This is a genomic window from Motilimonas eburnea (assembly GCF_021295345.1).
GTDB lineage: Bacteria > Pseudomonadota > Gammaproteobacteria > Enterobacterales > CBDFNC01 > Motilimonas > Motilimonas eburnea.
In genome coordinates this window covers 18,378-35,303 of record NZ_JAIMJB010000023.1, presented here as the reverse complement: position 1 = coordinate 35,303, position 16,926 = coordinate 18,378, and the positions used below count along the sequence as shown (strand labels likewise).

Here is a 16,926-nt window from a genome sequence, read left to right as displayed (position 1 = left end):
TATTTAGCCACCAAAATGGCCAGATAATAAAAAACCCCGTAAACGGGGCCTTACACTTTCCACTGAATTAAGCTTGGCTTAAAACTATTGCTCTAAGTCACTACTTAAAACAACCTCTCGATGAGAGTCATGAAAGTTGGTTGCGGGGGCCGGATTTGAACCAACGACCTTCGGGTTATGAGCCCGACGAGCTACCAGACTGCTCCACCCCGCGCCCGAAAACTGGCGAGATTATAGCGTTGTCGCCAACACTATGCAATCAATTGAGTTTAATTGATTGTTTAACTTTGGTGCCGAGGGAGGGACTTGAACCCTCACGTCCTAACGGACACCAGCCCCTCAAGCTGGCGTGTCTACCAATTCCACCACCACGGCAAATTTGCTACTTAATTACTGAGGAACGTCACTTGTGTTACTGCTTTCAACCGCAGGTACATCAGAATCTGGCGTAGCCACTTCTTCTGCAACCGGTACTGAAAGATCTTTCCACTCGTCGCCTTCCTTAGTTTGGCCGGTAGATAAGTTGCCTAAGACTAAGCTTAGAGCAAAAAACGCAGTTGCAAGGATAGCCGTTGAACGCGTTAAAAAGTTACCTGAGCCAGAGGCACCGAAAACCGTCTGAGATGCACCAGAACCAAAAGAGGCGCCCATATCTGCACCTTTACCATGTTGGATCAACACTAATCCAACCAAGGCTAAAGACACTAAAAGATATATAACCAGTAATATCTCAAACATTTTCCATACCTATTAATTGCTTTTTATTCATCAATGAGAAAAAACCCCTCATCGGAAGCGGCGCTGATAGTAACCAACCTAAAATAAAATAACAAGGATTTAATGCGAGAAATCCCGACAAAAATAGCGACTGCCTAAATAAGCAGCGCTATTTTAATGGCTTTAGATATGATTGCTGAAAAATACAGCGAATATGAGTGCGTTCAGCTTACTATAAGCTCGCTAGCAAGCCTGCACCACCTGCTCCGCAATGGCTTGGGCGTATTGATTAATGGTGTCCTCTTGTTCGCCTTCCACCATTACCCGGATCAAAGGTTCAGTACCCGATTTACGCAGCAATACTCGACCCCGCTCGCCAAGCTCAGCCTCTACGCGCGCTAACTCAGCTTGCACTTTTTCACTGGCTAGTGGGTCACCTGAGCCAGAAAATTTAACATTCAGCAGCACCTGCGGAAACATTTGCAGCCCTTTACGCGTATCATGCAAACTCAACTGATGGCTACACATGGCCGCTAACACTTGTAACGAAGCGACAATACCGTCCCCAGTGGAGACATGATCGGCAAAAATGATATGGCCTGAATTCTCGCCTCCTAACCGCCATTGTTTTTCAAGCATCATTTCCATCACATAACGGTCACCCACATCGGCGCGAATAAACGGAATACCTAAGGTTTGAAAAGCGATTTCAAGGCCAACATTGGACATCTTAGTGCCAACAACACCGCCCTTTAAGCGGCCATGGCGCAGCTCATCACGGGCAACGATGTATAAAATTTCATCACCGTCGACCACATACCCAGTGTGATCAACCATCATCACGCGATCACCATCACCGTCATAAGCAATCCCCAAATCGGCCTGCTCGGCTAACACCTTAGCCACCAGTGCACGGGTATCTGTGGCACCGACTTCCTTATTGATGTTAAGGCCATCGGGTAGGCAGCCAATTTCCACCACTTCGGCACCTAACTCGCGCAGCACATTCGGCGCAATGTGGTAAGTCGCGCCATGGGCACAATCGATGACTATTTTTAAGCCCCGCAAGTTATATTTAGTCGGGAAAGTACTTTTGCAAAATTCAATATATCGACCTGCGGCATCATTGATCCGTTTTGCCTTACCCAATTGAGCTGAATCCACACAAGTAATTGGCTTGTCTAATTCCGCTTCAATGGCCAACTCAATCTCATCAGGGAGCTTAGTCCCATCGGCCGAAAAGAACTTAATGCCATTATCATAAAAAGGGTTGTGAGAAGCGCTGATCACTATGCCCGCTTCGGCGCGAAAGGTGCGCGTTAGATAGGCCACCGCCGGCGTTGGCATTGGACCAAGCAAGGAGGCACTTAAACCTGCTGCAGACAAACCGGCTTCCAAAGCCGATTCCAACATATACCCAGAAATTCGGGTATCTTTACCTATGAGTACCGTCCTGGTACCTTGTTTGGCCAGCACTTTTCCTGCTGCCCAACCAAGTTTCAAGGCAAAGTCTGGCGTAATAGGATACTCGCCAACCTTGCCTCGAATTCCGTCAGTGCCAAAATATTTTCTTACCATTTTTGTCTGACCTCACTTAGTTTTATGACTTACACTTCAATTGTTTTTTGTAACACCTTCAATACATCTGACGTAGGCTCAACGTCATGCACACGGATAATGCTGGCCCCTTGCTGCGCGCACAATAAGGCCCCCGCTAAACTGGCCGCCAACCTTTGGTCAACACTGCGCCCCAGCCAATCACCAAACATCGACTTTCTAGAAAGCCCAGTTAAGAGGGGAAAACCCAATGCCTTAAACTCGCTTAATCGCTGTAATAATTGATAATTATGGTCTAAGGTTTTGCCAAACCCAAAGCCTGGATCTAAGATAATTTGTTCAGATGCGATCCCCGCCGCTAAACACGCCGCTACCCTCTGTTGAAAAAACTGCGCAATGTCCTTAGCCACATCTTGATAGCTTGGCGCGAGCTGCATAGAGCGCGGCGCCCCTTGCATATGCATTAAGCACACGGGCACATTCGCTTTGGCCGCTGCGGCTAACGCCCCTTCTTGTTGCAAGGCACAAACGTCATTAATCAGATTGGCTCCTGCTTTCACCGCTTCAGCCATCACGGTGGCTTTACTGGTATCTATCGAGATCCAAACATCGAGGTTTTGGCTAATTTTTTCTATTACAGGTAGGGTGCGATTTAGCTCCTCATCCAAACTGACCGGTTGCGCGCCCGGCCGAGTTGATTCACCGCCAATATCAATAATAGCCGCTCCCTGTTTGACCATTAAATCCGCTTGTGCAACGGCAGTATCAAGGGCATGAAACTGCCCACCATCAGAAAAAGAGTCGGGGGTCACGTTTAATATCCCCATCACTTGGGGGCGTGATAAATCTAATATCTTGGTGCCACTCACGAGTTGCATGGCTTGTCCTCAATTGTTAACTAAACCTAAGACTAAAAAACAAAAAACCCGAGCGAACTCGGGTTTTTAAACAAGAGTGAAAGCAAATTAAAGTAAGGATGACTTGTCGTTATCGTTACGGTCTTTTAGCTTTACTTCATCTGAGCTGTTTTGCTCTGATGCTTTATCTGCACTTTCTTCAGCCGCGACCTGCTCAGAGGCTTGTGCTTTCACGTCTTCTGACTTTGCCTCCTCGTCTTTGTCCGCTACCGGCTTAGCATTGGCTTCAGCTTTTGCTTCAGGTGTCCCTTTGGCTGCTTTTGGGTCTTCGGTCCAATCAGCTGGAGGTCGAACATCACGACGCGCCATCAAATCGTCAATTTGTTTGGCATCGATGGTTTCGTATTTCATAAGGGCATCTTTCATCGCATGTAAGATATCCATGTTGTCTTCTAAGATCTGACGTGCGCGATCATAGTTGCGGTCAATCAACATACGGATTTCTTGGTCAATCAAGCGAGCCGTGTCATCTGACATATGCTTCACTTTAGCCGCAGTACGCCCTAAAAAGACTTCGCCTTCTTCTTCGGCATACAGCAAAGGACCCATTTTTTCAGATAGACCCCATTGAGTCACCATTTTGCGCGCTAAGTCAGTTGCACGCTCGATGTCGTTTGAAGCACCGGTTGACACCTTATCCATACCGTAGATGATTTCTTCTGCTAAACGGCCACCGTAAAGGCTAGAAATCATACTTTCTAAGTGCTGCTTGTTATAGCTAACACGGTCTTGCTCGGGTAAGTACATGGTTACACCTAACGCACGACCACGAGGTATAATACTTACCTTATAAACCGGATCATGTTCAGGAACCAGGCGACCCACAATGGCGTGGCCAGCTTCGTGGTATGCGGTCGATTCTTTGTCTTCTTCCGTCATCACCATAGACTTACGCTCAGCGCCCATCATGATCTTGTCTTTGGCTTTTTCAAACTCTTCCATCGACACGGTTCGACGGTTACCACGAGCGGCAAACAGCGCGGCTTCGTTCACTAGGTTTGCCAGATCTGCACCAGAGAAGCCAGGCGTACCACGCGCGATAACTGCCGCGTTTACGTCACCCTCAAGTGGTACTTTACGCATGTGAACCTTAAGAATTTGTTCACGGCCACGTACATCGGGTAATCCCACCACGACTTGACGGTCAAAGCGCCCTGGACGCAATAGTGCCGGATCAAGTACGTCTGGACGGTTGGTCGCAGCAATCACGATGATACCTTCATTACCTTCAAAGCCATCCATTTCAACCAGCATTTGGTTTAGGGTTTGCTCACGTTCATCGTGACCACCACCTAAGCCTGCGCCGCGTTGGCGGCCTACCGCATCTATCTCATCGATAAAGATAATACAAGGGGCCGACTTTTTAGCTTGTTCAAACATATCACGCACGCGTGATGCACCCACACCCACAAACATCTCAACAAAGTCAGAGCCTGAAATAGTGAAAAATGGTACCTTGGCTTCACCCGCAATTGCCTTAGCAAGCAAGGTTTTACCTGTACCTGGAGGGCCAACCAACAACACGCCGGTCGGGATCTTACCACCTAGCTTTTGGAAACGACTTGGGTCTTTAAGGTAATCAACTAGCTCAACTACATCTTCTTTTGCTTCATCACAGCCAGCAACGTCGGCAAAGGTCGTTTTGATTTGGTCTTCACCCATCAAGCGGGCTTTACTCTTACCAAACGACATGGCGCCTTTACCACCGCCACCTTGCATTTGGCGCATAAAGAATACCCAAACGCCAATCAATAGCAGCATCGGGAACCAAGAAATAAAGATAGATGTTAGCAAGCTTGGCTCTTCAGGCGGCTCACCTAACACTTTTACATTATTGTTGATTAGATCGTTTAACAAGTCTGGATCACGCGTTGGCATATAGGTGACAAAACGCTCACGGTTTGACCTTAATCCATTGATTTCCTGACCATTGATCCGGACTTCTTGAATCTGTCCCTGACTCACTTCTTTTACGAAGGTGGTGTAGTCCATTTGCTTGCCGCCCGCATCGCCGGGGCTAAAGCTCTGGAACACCGACATCAATACAACGGCGATCACTAACCACAAGATTAGGTTTTTAGCCATATCGCTCAAGGTGCTACCTCTTCTTTAACAATTAATTACATACCAAGGTTACTACAGTTTGAAACCAGTAGCCACAATATACACTTCTCTAGACCTTGCCCGAGAAGAATCTGGTTTTCGTGTTTTAACCACATTAAATGCAGCGCGAACGGATTTGATGAATTCATCATACCCTTCGCCCATAAATACTTTTACGACAAAACTGCCATTTTTGGCCAAAACTTGGTGACACATATCTAAAGCAAGCTCAACCAAATACATAGCTCTTGGTTGATCTACCTGATTGGTACCACTCATATTCGGCGCCATGTCGGACAACACCACGTCAACTTTGTTATCACCAATGCGCTCTAATAAGGCGTTAAGCACCGCCTCTTCACGAAAATCCCCTTGCAGGAAATCAACGCCAGCAATGGCATCCATCGGCAAAATATCACACGCAATGACCTGACCTTTATCGCCAACTAACTCGACACAACGATGAGACCAACTCCCCGGCGCGGCGCCTAAATCCACCACACTCATACCCGGCTTGATAATTTTATCTTTTTGGTTGATTTCATCGAGCTTGAAGACCGCTCTAGAGCGAAGTCCTAATCGGTTTGCTTGTTGCACATAATGATCATTGACGTGCTCATCGAGCCACCGCTTTGAACTGGCAGACTTAGTGCTCTTTGCCATTGTTCACCCTCATTGAGCAGTTAATAGTATTAGCACAAAGATGGAGGTACAATAAGCACAATTCAACCCTTATTTATAAGAAATATCCATGAATTTAACAAAAAAGCAAAAGCAATATCTAAAAGGTTTAGCACATTCGTTAAAACCTGTCGTACTTCTCGGTCAAAATGGATTGACAGAAGGGGTCCTTGCCGAAATCGACAACAGCCTCAATATTCATGAACTCATCAAGGTAAAGGTCGCCACCGAAGATCGGGAAGTAAAGCGCCTAATCATTGACGCGATTGTGCGCGAAACCCAAGCCATTGAAGTGACAACCATCGGTCACACGCTAGTGCTGTTTCGCGCCACTGAAGACAAAAAAATTAGCTTACCGAAAAAATAAGCCATTAAAAAAGGAGCATCCGCTCCTTTTTTTCAATCAACCTATCCACCCCAGATTAAACGTACTCTACTTCCAGGATCTCAAATTCGACATCACCGCCCGGCGTGCGAATAATGGCGATATCATCCACTAGCTTACCAATCAAACCACGCGCAATGGGCGAGTTAATTGAAATTTGGTTTTGCTTAATATCCGCTTCATCATCGCCAACAATGCGGTAAGTGACTTCGGCATCGGTTTCGGTATTTAGCATGGTTACGGTTGAGCCAAAAATCACCTTGCCGTGGTTTGGGATCTTGGTTACATCGATAATCTGCGCATTGGACAACTTGCCTTCGATTTCTTGAATACGCCCTTCACAAAACCCTTGCTCTTCACGAGCGGCGTGATATTCAGCATTTTCTTTTAAATCGCCGTGTTCACGGGCCTCGGCAATCGCCTCGATAATGGCAGGACGTTTAACCGTTTTTAAGTGCTCCAATTCTTCACGAAGTAATTCTGCACCGCGCGCAGTCATAGGAAATTGGTTCATAAATTCACAACCTGTTTAAAAATAGAAATGGAACTCGCAGCAACATAGGAAGCTGAGTTTGAATCGGCGCATTGTAATATGAAACACATTAAGTTGCACCCGATGGCAATGAAAAAGCAGATAAGGCAAACACTATTGTAAAAAACATTTGCAAAATAGAGGCAAAAAAAAGAGCCGTGAAAACACGGCTCATTCATCAGTGGCTTAACGCCGATTAGTTAGCGATTACTTTGCCAGTACGCGCTCATGTAGCTCTTGTACCGACGTAACTTTAGCGCGGCTATCCGCCGTGTGGCCGTGACAAGTAGCAAACGCACCACTTAGGGTTGTGGTGTAGTTTACTTTTTCACGCAATGCGGCACGACGTAGTTGCTTCGAGTCTTCAATCGCTTGACGGCCTTCAGTGGTGTTAACGATATAGGTATATTCGCCATTCTTGATGCGGTCAAGAATATGTGGACGACCTTCCGATACCTTGTTTACCAAGCGAGGATTAATGCCCGCTTCACCAAGCACGACAGCCGTACCGTGAGTCGCATCAATGTCGTAACCTAGGGCAATCAGCTCAGCAGCCAGTTTCGCTACCTTCTTCTTATCTGAGTTACGCACCGATAGCAGCGCACGACCTGATTTAGGAACGTCTTTGATCGAGCCTAGCTCAGCCTTGGCATAAGCTTCAGCGAAAGTATCACCCACACCCATGACCTCACCGGTAGAGCGCATTTCTGGGCCTAAGATAGGGTCAACACCCGGGAACTTGTTAAATGGCAATACCACTTCTTTAACCGAGAAGTAAGGTGGAATCACTTCCTCGGTGAAGCCTTGCTCAGCTAAGCTTTGGCCAGCCATCACACGCGCAGCCACTTTCGCTAGTGGCACACCCGTTGCTTTAGACACAAACGGTACGGTACGTGCAGCACGCGGGTTTACTTCGATTAAGTAAACTTCGTTATCTTTCACTGCGAACTGAATGTTCATCAAGCCGACCACGCCTAATTCAAACGCAAGTTTACGCGCTTGTTCACGCATCACATCTTGAATGTCAGCGCTTAGGGAGTACGGCGGTAAAGAACATGCCGAGTCACCTGAGTGAACACCCGCTTGCTCGATGTGCTCCATGATGCCACCGATAACAAAGTTTTCACCGTCACAAATTGCATCTACGTCAACTTCAGTCGCATCATCAAGGAAGCGATCTAGCAATACAGGAGATTCGTTTGAAACCGATACGGCTTCGTTGAAGTAACGACGTAAGTCTTGTTCGTCGTACACGATTTCCATTGCGCGGCCACCTAATACATAAGATGGACGAACCACTAGTGGGTAAGTGATTTTTTCAGCACAAGCCACCGCCGCTTCAACAGTTGTTACCGTTGCATTTTCAGGTTGTTTTAGGCCTAGACGCTCAACCGCTTTTTGGAAACGCTCACGGTCTTCCGCACGGTCAATGGCGTCAGGTGAAGTACCAATAATTGGCACGCCTGCGGCTTCTAATGCACGTGCTAATTTCAGTGGTGTTTGACCACCGTATTGCACAATCACACCCTTAGGTTTTTCGATGCGGACAATTTCAAGCACGTCTTCTAAGGTAACCGATTCAAAGTATAAACGGTCTGAGGTGTCGTAATCGGTAGATACCGTCTCAGGGTTACAGTTAACCATGATGGTTTCAAAACCGTCTTCACGCGCCGCTAATGCCGCGTGCACACAACAGTAGTCAAACTCGATACCTTGACCGATACGGTTTGGACCACCGCCGATAACCATGATTTTCTCTTTGTCTGAAGGCTGAGCTTCACACTCTTCATCATAGCTTGAGTACATGTAAGCAGTGCTGGTTGAGAATTCCGCCGCACAAGTATCAACACGCTTGTAAACAGGGTGAATATCAAACTTGTCACGCAGCTTGCGCACTTCAGACTCAGATACGTCTAAGATTTTAGCTAAACGAGCGTCAGCAAAACCCTTACGTTTTAGGGCATATAAGCGATCTGCGTCCAAAGCCGAGAAGCCGTCTTCAGCAAGACGTTGCTCTTCTTTAATCAGGTCTTCAATTTGTACTAGGAACCAAAGGTCAATCTTAGTCAGCTCGAATACTTCTTCCATGGTCATGCCCAAACGGAACGCATCACCTATGTACCAAATACGCTCAGCACCCGCATCTTGCAGTTCGTGCTTCACCTTGGCTAGCGCTTCTGGGTCTTGTGGGTCAACCACAGGATCAAAGCCAGTTGCACCAACTTCAAGGCCGCGCAGTGCTTTTTGCATTGATTCTTGTTGGTTACGACCTATGGCCATAACTTCACCAACCGACTTCATTTGCGTGGTTAGGCGGTCGTTAGAGCCAGCGAATTTTTCAAAGTTAAAGCGCGGGATCTTAGTCACAACGTAGTCAATCGCCGGCTCAAACGATGCCGGTGTTGCGCCACCTGTTATGTCGTTTTGCAGCTCATCTAAGGTAAAACCTACGGCTAACTTAGCGGCGATTTTCGCAATCGGGAAACCGGTCGCTTTAGAAGCTAATGCCGATGAACGAGATACACGTGGATTCATCTCAATGATAACCATGCGACCGTCAGCTGGGTTAATACCAAACTGTACGTTTGAACCACCGGTTTCAACGCCGATTTCACGCAGTACCGCGATCGATGCATTACGCATCAATTGGTATTCTTTGTCGGTTAGGGTTTGCGCAGGCGCCACCGTGATGGAGTCACCCGTGTGGATCCCCATCGGGTCGAAGTTTTCGATCGAACACACGATAATACAGTTATCGTTCTTGTCGCGAACCACTTCCATCTCGTACTCTTTCCAACCGATAAGTGATTCATCGATTAGCAGTTCATTGGTTGGTGATAGCTCTAAACCATTTGAACAAATATCTTCAAATTCTTCTTTGTTGTACGCAATACCGCCACCAGTACCACCCATGGTGAAAGATGGACGGATAATACAAGGAAAGCCAACTTGGTCTAGTACCGCGTAAGCTTCATCCATATTATGAGCAATACCAGCACGTGGACACTCAAGGCCAATGCTCTTCATGGCTTTGTCAAAGCGGCTACGGTCTTCGGCTTTATCAATCGCGTCAGCCGTTGCCCCGATCATTTCAACATTAAACTGTTTTAGTACGCCTTTGCTTTCAAGCTCAAGGGCACAGTTCAGCGCGGTTTGGCCACCCATGGTTGGAAGAATCGCATCTGGGCGCTCTTTCTCAATGATCTTAGCCACGACTTCCCAGTGAATCGGCTCGATGTAGGTTGCATCGGCCATTTCTGGATCTGTCATAATGGTGGCTGGGTTAGAGTTAACTAGGATGACGCGGTAACCTTCTTCGCGTAATGCTTTACACGCTTGCGCACCTGAATAGTCGAACTCACAAGCCTGGCCGATCACGATAGGACCGGCACCTATAATTAGTATACTTTTTATATCAGTACGTTTTGGCATCTGACTCTTTACCTTTTCAGTTACGCTTTATATTTTTCGATTAGTTCAATGAAGTGATCAAACAGTGGCGCCGCATCATGTGGGCCTGGGCTTGCTTCAGGGTGACCTTGGAAGCTAAATGCAGGCTTATCGGTACGATGAATACCTTGAAGTGAGCCATCAAACAACGAATTGTGAGTCGCACGTAAATTATCAGGTAAGGTGGTTTCATCCACCGCAAAACCGTGGTTTTGGCTAGTGATCATCACGACGTTACGATCTTGGTCTTTTACAGGGTGGTTAGCACCGTGGTGACCGAACTTCATTTTTATTGTTTTTGCACCGCTGGCTAGTGCCAGTAGTTGGTGACCCAAACAGATACCAAATACTGGGATGTCTGTGGTCAGAATTTCTTGAATTGCTTCAATGGCGTAAGTACACGGCTCTGGGTCACCTGGACCATTCGATAGGAAGACACCATCGGGGTTAAGAGCGAGCACGTCTTTGGCTGGGGTCTTAGCAGGTACCACAGTCAGGCGACAACCGCGGTCAACTAACATGCGTAGAATATTGGCTTTAGCACCAAAATCGTAAGCAACGACATGAAAACGGCTATCTGTTGCGTCCGCAGGCAAGCCACCTGTTAGGGTCCAGCTACCTTGCTTCCACTCATGAACAGCATCACAAGTCACTTCTTTTGCTAAATCCATGCCCTTAAGGCCAGGGAAAGCTTTAGCTTGCGCTAATGCCGCCGCTTCATCCAAGTCCTTACCTGCAACGATACAGCCTGCTTGTGCACCCTTTTCACGTAAAATACGAGTAAGCTTACGCGTGTCGATATCAGCAATACCCACCACACCACGCTCGCTTAAGTATTCACTTAAACTGGCTTGATTACGGAAGTTACTTGCTAATAGAGGTAAATCTCGGATAACGAGACCACAAGCGTGGATTTGGTTGGATTCTTCATCTTCATCATTAGTACCTGTGTTACCAATGTGAGGGTAAGTCAGAGTGACGATTTGACGAGCATAAGAAGGGTCTGTCAAAATTTCTTGATAGCCCGTCATCGAAGTATTAAACACAACCTCACCCACTGAGCTACCTTCGGCGCCGATAGACACGCCCTTAAATACTGTCCCATCTTCTAGGACCAGTATGGCGGAATTACTCAAGATGACCTCCATAAAAGCAAAAATACAATAAAAACAGAAATTTATCTCAACAACAAACAAGCAAAATTGGTGAACTTGGTTACCATTGACAAAATTTGGCAAATTGCGCGCATTTTACAGACTTATGGCCCTAATGGCTATTGAAATTTAAGCTTATTTACACAATACTAAATGAGGTTAAATATTTAGATGAATACTCTAAAACGTTGACCATTTATGCCCTAGAAGCCACGCATTTAACTGTTTTTGGCCTCATACCAACAAAGCCCTTATGAATATCAATTCTGCATTTGTGAATTTTTATGCGAGCTATTCATTTAGCACTTCCAGAAAACCATAACTTATTACGCTTTCGGGCATTTTTTTCATCGAAAGCCCTGTTTTTTGCAACTTACTCCGTCAGCTTTGCCCCAAACCATGTATTTTAGGCAATAAAAAAGGCGCTTAAAGCGCCTAGATATAAAGCAATATCAGCTTTAATTAAGAAAACATTTCAATCAAAGTGAGTGACATAGGTAAAGTAGGAATACCTAGTGCCAAGATAAAGCCGATAAAATATTTTACATTGTACACTTCTTTAAAATCATGATTGCTCATTTATACTCTCCCTGAACCACTTTGATCTAGATCAATTTTGAGCGCGCATCATACCTAAAATTAATACTTATTTAAACCCAATTGATCGTGTTCACGATTTCTATTTCTGCACTTGCAAAACCTTGAATTAGAGGTATCGCGCAAAAAAACAAACATAAATGAAACAAAGTATTTACAACTTGGGTATTAATATCGAAAATACGGTTTCAGCTTGTTTATGCATGACAAGCTGAGGCTGTGGCTAGCCACCCAGCCTGATGGTATTTATAAATAACCTTTCTCAATTTACCGTAACTAAAGGATATAGTTATGAAATTTAACAAAGGGATGCTAAGTGCATCTATCATTGCTGCCGCAGGTGCAATGCTCACCCCCACTACCGTCTTTGCTCACGGCAGTATGGAAAAACCCCTCAGCCGTGTTTACAGCTGTGCTCAGGGCGACATTGAAAACCTACAAGATGAAGCCTGTTTAGCCGCCTCAAAAGTCAGTGGCAAATCTACTTTCTATGATTGGAGTGGTGTTGCTCAAGGTGGTGCAAATAGCGATCACTTAGCCGTAGTGCCAGACGGCAAATTGTGTAGTGGTGGTAATAGCTACTACGACGGTCTGGATCTTGTGCGTGATGACTGGACTGCAACGCCGATTTATGCCGATGAAAACGGCAACTACGAATTTATTTTTAACGGCGAGCCAGCGCCACACCGTACTAAAGATTGGATCTTCTATGTCACTAAGCCGGGTTATAACCCACTTGAGCCACTAAAATGGAGCGACCTAGAAGAGTTTTGTCGTTTAGGTGGCGAAGTGCCCCTTGAGCCAAATAAACGTTACAAGATGACTTGTCCACTACCGGATCGCGAAGGTAAACACGTTATCTATAATGTTTGGCAACGCGCCGACAGCCCAGAAGCGTTTTACACCTGTATCGACGTTGATTTTGTCCAACCTATCCAAGGCTGGCAAAACAAAGGACACCTAACAGCTAATACCGACCTAGAAGCAGGCGACTATGTTTTATTCCGTCTGTTTGATGAAAACTACAGTGATGCTGAAACCATTCGTGTTGATATTACTGCTGCCAACACAGCCGCAGACCAATGGGCGTATGATCTTGCCGTTGCTATCAACACTCAATCTCAACTTGCTAAGGTCGGTGTTGCTGACGTCAACGGTAACATTGAGCCAGTAATGGGTGCCTCAAAGAACAGCGTTTACATTATTGAAGGCCGTAATCTCTCTTACAAGATTGACAAGCGTAAAGGTGGCGAACCCACAGCTAATGCTTGGGAAGCGCAAATTGCTTATGAAAAAGGCAGCGTAGTTGGCCACAACGGTAAGAACTGGCGCGCTAAATGGTGGAACAAAGGTGAAGAGCCAGGTACCGCACAATGGGGACCTTGGGAAGAAGTAGCAGGCGTTGAGCCTACGCCAGCACCAACTGCTGAGCCTACGCCAGCACCAACTGCTGAGCCTACGCCTGTACCAACTGCTGAGCCTACGCCTGTACCAACCGCTGAGCCTACGCCAGTACCAACCGCTGAGCCAACGCCAGTACCAACCGCTGAGCCAACACCAGTACCGACTGCTGAGCCAACGCCAGTACCAACCGCTGAGCCTACGCCAGAGCCAGGTATTCCAGCTTGGAATGCCAATACGGTTTACACGGGTGGCAAGCGTGTAACGCACCAAGGTGCAACTTATGAAGCCAAATGGTGGACACGTGGCGATGAGCCGGGTAAAGGCGGCCAATGGGGTGTTTGGAAAAAGCTATAAACCTTAATCCAACTATCTAATCATCTAGCCCTGCATTGCAGGGCTTTTTTATATACTTGATAAATTTAGAGCAAAAAAAAGCCTAGCTAAGCTAGGCTTTCATTCAACAAGTGAAGCAATTATGCAACCACTTCTAATAATTCAACTTCAAACACAAGTGCAGAGTAAGGTGCAATCGCGTTACCCGCGCCACGTTCACCGTAGGCTAGGTTGTGTGGGATGTATAGCTTGTACTTAGAGCCTACAGGCATAAGTTGTAGTGCTTCAGTCCAGCCAGCAATCACGCCGCCAACTGGAAACTCAGCTGGTTCACCACGTTGTACTGAGCTATCGAATACGGTACCGTCGGTCAATTCACCATGGTAGTGAGTACGAACAGTTGAGTCAGCCGTCGGCTTCTCACCTCCACCTTGAGTAATGATTTCATATTGTAGGCCTGATTCAGTCACTACAACACCGTCACGCTTAGCGTTCTCTGCTAAGAAAGCTTCACCTTCTGCCGCCAACACTTTAGCTTGCTCAGCTTGCTTAGCTTGAATTTGAGCAGCAATAACTTGGAATGCTTCATGAAGCGCAGCTTCTTCAACCTGACTTGGTTGGCCACCGAATGCGTCAGCTAAACCTTCTTGTACTGCAGTGATCACTAAGCCATCGAAAGGGTTAGCGGCTAGTTGTTCACCTAGTTGACGGCCTACACCATAGCTTACTTTTGCTTCTGTTGAAGCGAATTTGTTGTCTGACATTATCTGTTCCAGATTGACTTAAAAAAGGCAGTCTAACAAAAACCCGGGCTTATTTCGAGCCGCAACAAAGGATAGGCACAATGGCTACCGGCAAACTATCCATTAATGACCAAGCCCAAGGCTTGACGTAAGGATTGGATATTTGCCTCACCCGTGATCGCAAGAGAAAAGTCATCCATGTCTCCCATCGATGCCGCGTTAGGGCTTAGCAACATCTGGCTTGGTCGTGATGACTTACCAGAGAGGTGCACTTCAGTAACGCCTGTTTGCTTAACAATGTCGGCCACATTGTGATGATTAACTCCGGCTCCTGCCATCACTGAAAGTCGGCCAGCAGCTTGTTTAACCATTTGAGATATCACCCCTGAGCCCGATAGTGCATTACAAGCTTGACCCGATGTTAACACCCTTTCACAACCTGCCTCGATAATGGTTTCAAGTGCGCTCTGATAGTCGCTCGCTAAGTCAATTGCACGATGGAAGGTCACCCCCATTTGCCCCGCCTCTCGCATTAAGGCTTTGAGTACTTGGCGATCAACATTAGCCTGCTTATCCAGCACACCAAAAACCACACCTTGGGCACCCGCCACCCGTGCGTGATAGATATCCTTCAGCATGATTTCAACTTCATTTTCACTATAATAAAAATCGCCACTGCGGGGGCGGATCATCACATAAATGGGAATGGAAGCATAATTAACCGCTTGCTCGATAAAGCCAGCATTAGGAGAGATACCACCAAGTGCAAGGGCTGCGCAAAGTTCAATGCGATCAGCACCTGCACGCTCGGCAATTTGCAGGGATTCAAAGTTATCAATACACACTTCAACTTTCATTCATTAACCTTATCAAAGTGAACAGAAAAAAAAGGAGCCTTGTGGCCCCCGTTTAAAGTCGACTTTCCCTATCAGTTAACGTAGCTTAGCCAATTGTATTGGCCTTGCCTGTGCGCTATCGCAAGCTTTAGCTTAGATTAAATATTTTTAACTACTTGTTATCAATATTAATCTGCGACTCAACCCTGTCCCTGCAAATGATAGGCGCACATAAAAAAGTGCGCTTTGTTTAGGCTATGTAGCTTATTTACGGTAATTTAAGAGCGCCGCGCCGCGTACGCCACCTGCCCCACCAAACTGTGCTTGGCACAATTTAGGTAACTTCACATTGGGGATAAGCTTGGCTGGCAAACGCTTTTCTAGCTCTGTGTAGATTTCTTCAAATGCAGCCAGACCACCGCCAAACACGATGGCTTCGGGATCCAGCACCATGATTGAGGTTGATAAACCCGCCGCAAGCACTTCTAAATAGATATCCACCGCTTTGCATGCTATCTCATCGCCATTGCGGTAACGCTCTAAAATCTCTGGGCCTTTAGCAGGTTGCTCAGCAAAGTGGTTGTAAATGTTGCCAAGGCCGGTACCTGATGCGTAAGTTTCAAATGAGCCCGCATGACCTAGTCCACTCATAAACAAGGGTAAATCGGGGTACTTTTCGGTCATCGTAGCAGGAATACAGTAATGGCCAATTTCGCCGGCAAAGAAGTTTAAGCCATTAACAACGTCACCATTAACAAACAAGGCTCCGCCTACGCCTGTGCCTAAGGTCACGCCTAATACGTTTTTACAGCCATCGGCTGCGCCACCGTAACACTCTGAAATAAGGAAACAGTTCGCGTCATTTTGTACCGCAACACGGCGATCGATTAACTTTTCTAAATCTTGGCGCAGTGGCTTGCCATTCATCCCCGGTAAGTTAGCGCAAATTAAGGTATCGTTATCGGTATTAATGGCACCGGGAAAGCCAATGCCCACCATGCCACGACAGCCGTATTCTTTATCAGCTTGCTTCACCATGTCAGCAAAGATCTGTAAAAAGGCTTTATAATCATCTGCGGGGGTTGCCACACGTTGATTTGAAAGTAAGTTTAATTGTTGATCATAGACTGAAAACTCAATCTTAGTTCCGCCTAAGTCAAATCCGTATAACATACATCGCTCCTGATCCGATAATAATTCAGCTGCCATTGCTGCCATCAAGCAAAGCCACAACCTTAGCTGTATCGTAGTTAAACTAAGGCCCAACAAGGTTAGCCTTCATGGTATTGCTAACACAACGGCAAAAATTACAGCCATTGTATTTATCTAAATATAAAAAAAAGTGACTTACGCCAATTTAAGGTCGAAAAAGTCAAAATTGTTGTCAAATTACGCAAATTTGCTGAATAAATGCGCACAATTAATCAAATATGAAAAAAACCAACAAAACAGAGTGATTCTAACAAGCTAAAGCAAAAAGTGCAGCGCAAAAAAAATGCCACAGAACGTGGCATTTT

At 46.2% G+C, this 16,926-nt stretch carries 13 protein-coding genes and 2 tRNA genes; 2 read left to right on the top strand and 13 right to left on the bottom strand.

The window, feature by feature from the left end; all coding sequences use genetic code 11:
• Positions 1-137: 137 nt before the first annotated feature.
• From K6Y21_RS18305 to rlmE, 7 genes are all read right to left on the bottom strand, one after another.
• A tRNA-Met gene (locus K6Y21_RS18305) sits at positions 138-214 on the bottom strand.
• 74 nt (positions 215-288) lie between these two features.
• A tRNA-Leu gene (locus K6Y21_RS18300) sits at positions 289-375 on the bottom strand.
• A 15-nt stretch (positions 376-390) separates the two neighbouring features.
• Positions 391-738 carry a preprotein translocase subunit SecG gene (gene secG, locus K6Y21_RS18295; RefSeq protein WP_233073322.1) on the bottom strand — a complete coding sequence of 116 codons (348 nt, stop codon included), beginning with the start codon at positions 736-738 and terminating at the stop codon, positions 391-393.
• A gap of 222 nt (positions 739-960) precedes the next feature.
• The gene (gene glmM, locus K6Y21_RS18290) at positions 961-2,295 is read right to left on the bottom strand and encodes a phosphoglucosamine mutase (RefSeq protein WP_233073321.1); all 1,335 of its coding nucleotides are present in this window, start codon (positions 2,293-2,295) and stop codon (positions 961-963) included.
• 29 nt (positions 2,296-2,324) lie between these two features.
• Positions 2,325-3,152: a dihydropteroate synthase gene (gene folP / locus K6Y21_RS18285; protein WP_233073320.1), complete on the bottom strand. Its 828-nt coding sequence runs from the start codon at positions 3,150-3,152 to the stop codon at positions 2,325-2,327.
• A gap of 87 nt (positions 3,153-3,239) precedes the next feature.
• The gene (ftsH, locus tag K6Y21_RS18280; protein ID WP_490356156.1) at positions 3,240-5,276 is read right to left on the bottom strand and encodes an ATP-dependent zinc metalloprotease FtsH; all 2,037 of its coding nucleotides are present in this window, start codon (positions 5,274-5,276) and stop codon (positions 3,240-3,242) included.
• Positions 5,277-5,327: 51 nt separating this feature from the next.
• Positions 5,328-5,957, bottom strand: coding sequence for a 23S rRNA (uridine(2552)-2'-O)-methyltransferase RlmE (rlmE, locus tag K6Y21_RS18275; protein ID WP_233073319.1), 630 nt, complete (start codon positions 5,955-5,957; stop codon positions 5,328-5,330).
• Positions 5,958-6,045: 88 nt separating this feature from the next.
• Between rlmE and yhbY the strand changes: the two genes are divergently transcribed.
• Positions 6,046-6,342, top strand: coding sequence for a ribosome assembly RNA-binding protein YhbY (yhbY, locus tag K6Y21_RS18270; RefSeq protein ID WP_233073318.1), 297 nt, complete (start codon positions 6,046-6,048; stop codon positions 6,340-6,342).
• Between the two features lie 55 nt (positions 6,343-6,397).
• Here yhbY and greA read toward each other — a convergent pair whose 3' ends face one another.
• The 3 genes from greA to carA all read right to left on the bottom strand — a co-directional run bounded on the left by greA (position 6,398) and on the right by carA (position 11,490).
• Entirely contained in the window at positions 6,398-6,874 is a 477-nt protein-coding gene (greA, locus tag K6Y21_RS18265) for a transcription elongation factor GreA (RefSeq protein WP_233073317.1), read from the bottom strand.
• 225 nt (positions 6,875-7,099) lie between these two features.
• On the bottom strand, positions 7,100-10,324 hold the full coding sequence (gene carB / locus K6Y21_RS18260; protein ID WP_233073316.1) for a carbamoyl-phosphate synthase large subunit: 3,225 nt from the start codon (positions 10,322-10,324) through the stop codon (positions 7,100-7,102).
• Between the two features lie 20 nt (positions 10,325-10,344).
• Positions 10,345-11,490 carry a glutamine-hydrolyzing carbamoyl-phosphate synthase small subunit gene (gene carA, locus K6Y21_RS18255; protein ID WP_233073315.1) on the bottom strand — a complete coding sequence of 382 codons (1,146 nt, stop codon included), beginning with the start codon at positions 11,488-11,490 and terminating at the stop codon, positions 10,345-10,347.
• An 894-nt stretch (positions 11,491-12,384) separates the two neighbouring features.
• Here carA and K6Y21_RS21325 point away from each other — a divergent pair.
• Positions 12,385-13,851 carry a lytic polysaccharide monooxygenase gene (locus tag K6Y21_RS21325; protein ID WP_285229761.1) on the top strand — a complete coding sequence of 489 codons (1,467 nt, stop codon included), beginning with the start codon at positions 12,385-12,387 and terminating at the stop codon, positions 13,849-13,851.
• Positions 13,852-13,970: 119 nt separating this feature from the next.
• Here the strand turns inward: K6Y21_RS21325 and bamJ are convergent, their stop codons facing one another.
• From bamJ to K6Y21_RS18230, 3 genes are all read right to left on the bottom strand, one after another.
• A complete protein-coding gene (gene bamJ / locus K6Y21_RS18240; RefSeq protein ID WP_233073314.1) occupies positions 13,971-14,594 on the bottom strand; it encodes a BamJ family beta-barrel-assembly machinery protein in 624 nt (207 codons plus the stop codon).
• Between the two features lie 95 nt (positions 14,595-14,689).
• Positions 14,690-15,430: a copper homeostasis protein CutC gene (locus K6Y21_RS18235; protein ID WP_233073313.1), complete on the bottom strand. Its 741-nt coding sequence runs from the start codon at positions 15,428-15,430 to the stop codon at positions 14,690-14,692.
• Positions 15,431-15,673: 243 nt separating this feature from the next.
• Complete coding sequence (locus K6Y21_RS18230) at positions 15,674-16,582, bottom strand: ROK family protein (protein WP_233073312.1); 909 nt, start codon at positions 16,580-16,582, stop codon at positions 15,674-15,676.
• Positions 16,583-16,926 lie beyond the last annotated feature (344 nt).

Bases quoted from the DNA above. Each gene is read 5' to 3' on its own strand.
- secG (WP_233073322.1), bottom strand. From the start codon at position 738: ATGTTTGAGATATTACTGGTTATATATCTTTTAGTGTCTTTAGCCTTG.
- glmM (WP_233073321.1), bottom strand. From the start codon at position 2,295: ATGGTAAGAAAATATTTTGGCACTGACGGAATTCGAGGCAAGGTTGGC.
- folP (WP_233073320.1), bottom strand. From the start codon at position 3,152: ATGCAACTCGTGAGTGGCACCAAGATATTAGATTTATCACGCCCCCAA.
- ftsH (WP_490356156.1), bottom strand. From the start codon at position 5,276: ATGGCTAAAAACCTAATCTTGTGGTTAGTGATCGCCGTTGTATTGATG.
- rlmE (WP_233073319.1), bottom strand. From the start codon at position 5,957: ATGGCAAAGAGCACTAAGTCTGCCAGTTCAAAGCGGTGGCTCGATGAG.
- yhbY (WP_233073318.1), top strand. From the start codon at position 6,046: ATGAATTTAACAAAAAAGCAAAAGCAATATCTAAAAGGTTTAGCACAT.
- greA (WP_233073317.1), bottom strand. From the start codon at position 6,874: ATGAACCAATTTCCTATGACTGCGCGCGGTGCAGAATTACTTCGTGAA.
- carB (WP_233073316.1), bottom strand. From the start codon at position 10,324: ATGCCAAAACGTACTGATATAAAAAGTATACTAATTATAGGTGCCGGT.
- carA (WP_233073315.1), bottom strand. From the start codon at position 11,490: ATGGAGGTCATCTTGAGTAATTCCGCCATACTGGTCCTAGAAGATGGG.
- K6Y21_RS21325 (WP_285229761.1), top strand. From the start codon at position 12,385: ATGAAATTTAACAAAGGGATGCTAAGTGCATCTATCATTGCTGCCGCA.
- bamJ (WP_233073314.1), bottom strand. From the start codon at position 14,594: ATGTCAGACAACAAATTCGCTTCAACAGAAGCAAAAGTAAGCTATGGT.
- K6Y21_RS18235 (WP_233073313.1), bottom strand. From the start codon at position 15,430: ATGAAAGTTGAAGTGTGTATTGATAACTTTGAATCCCTGCAAATTGCC.
- K6Y21_RS18230 (WP_233073312.1), bottom strand. From the start codon at position 16,582: ATGTTATACGGATTTGACTTAGGCGGAACTAAGATTGAGTTTTCAGTC.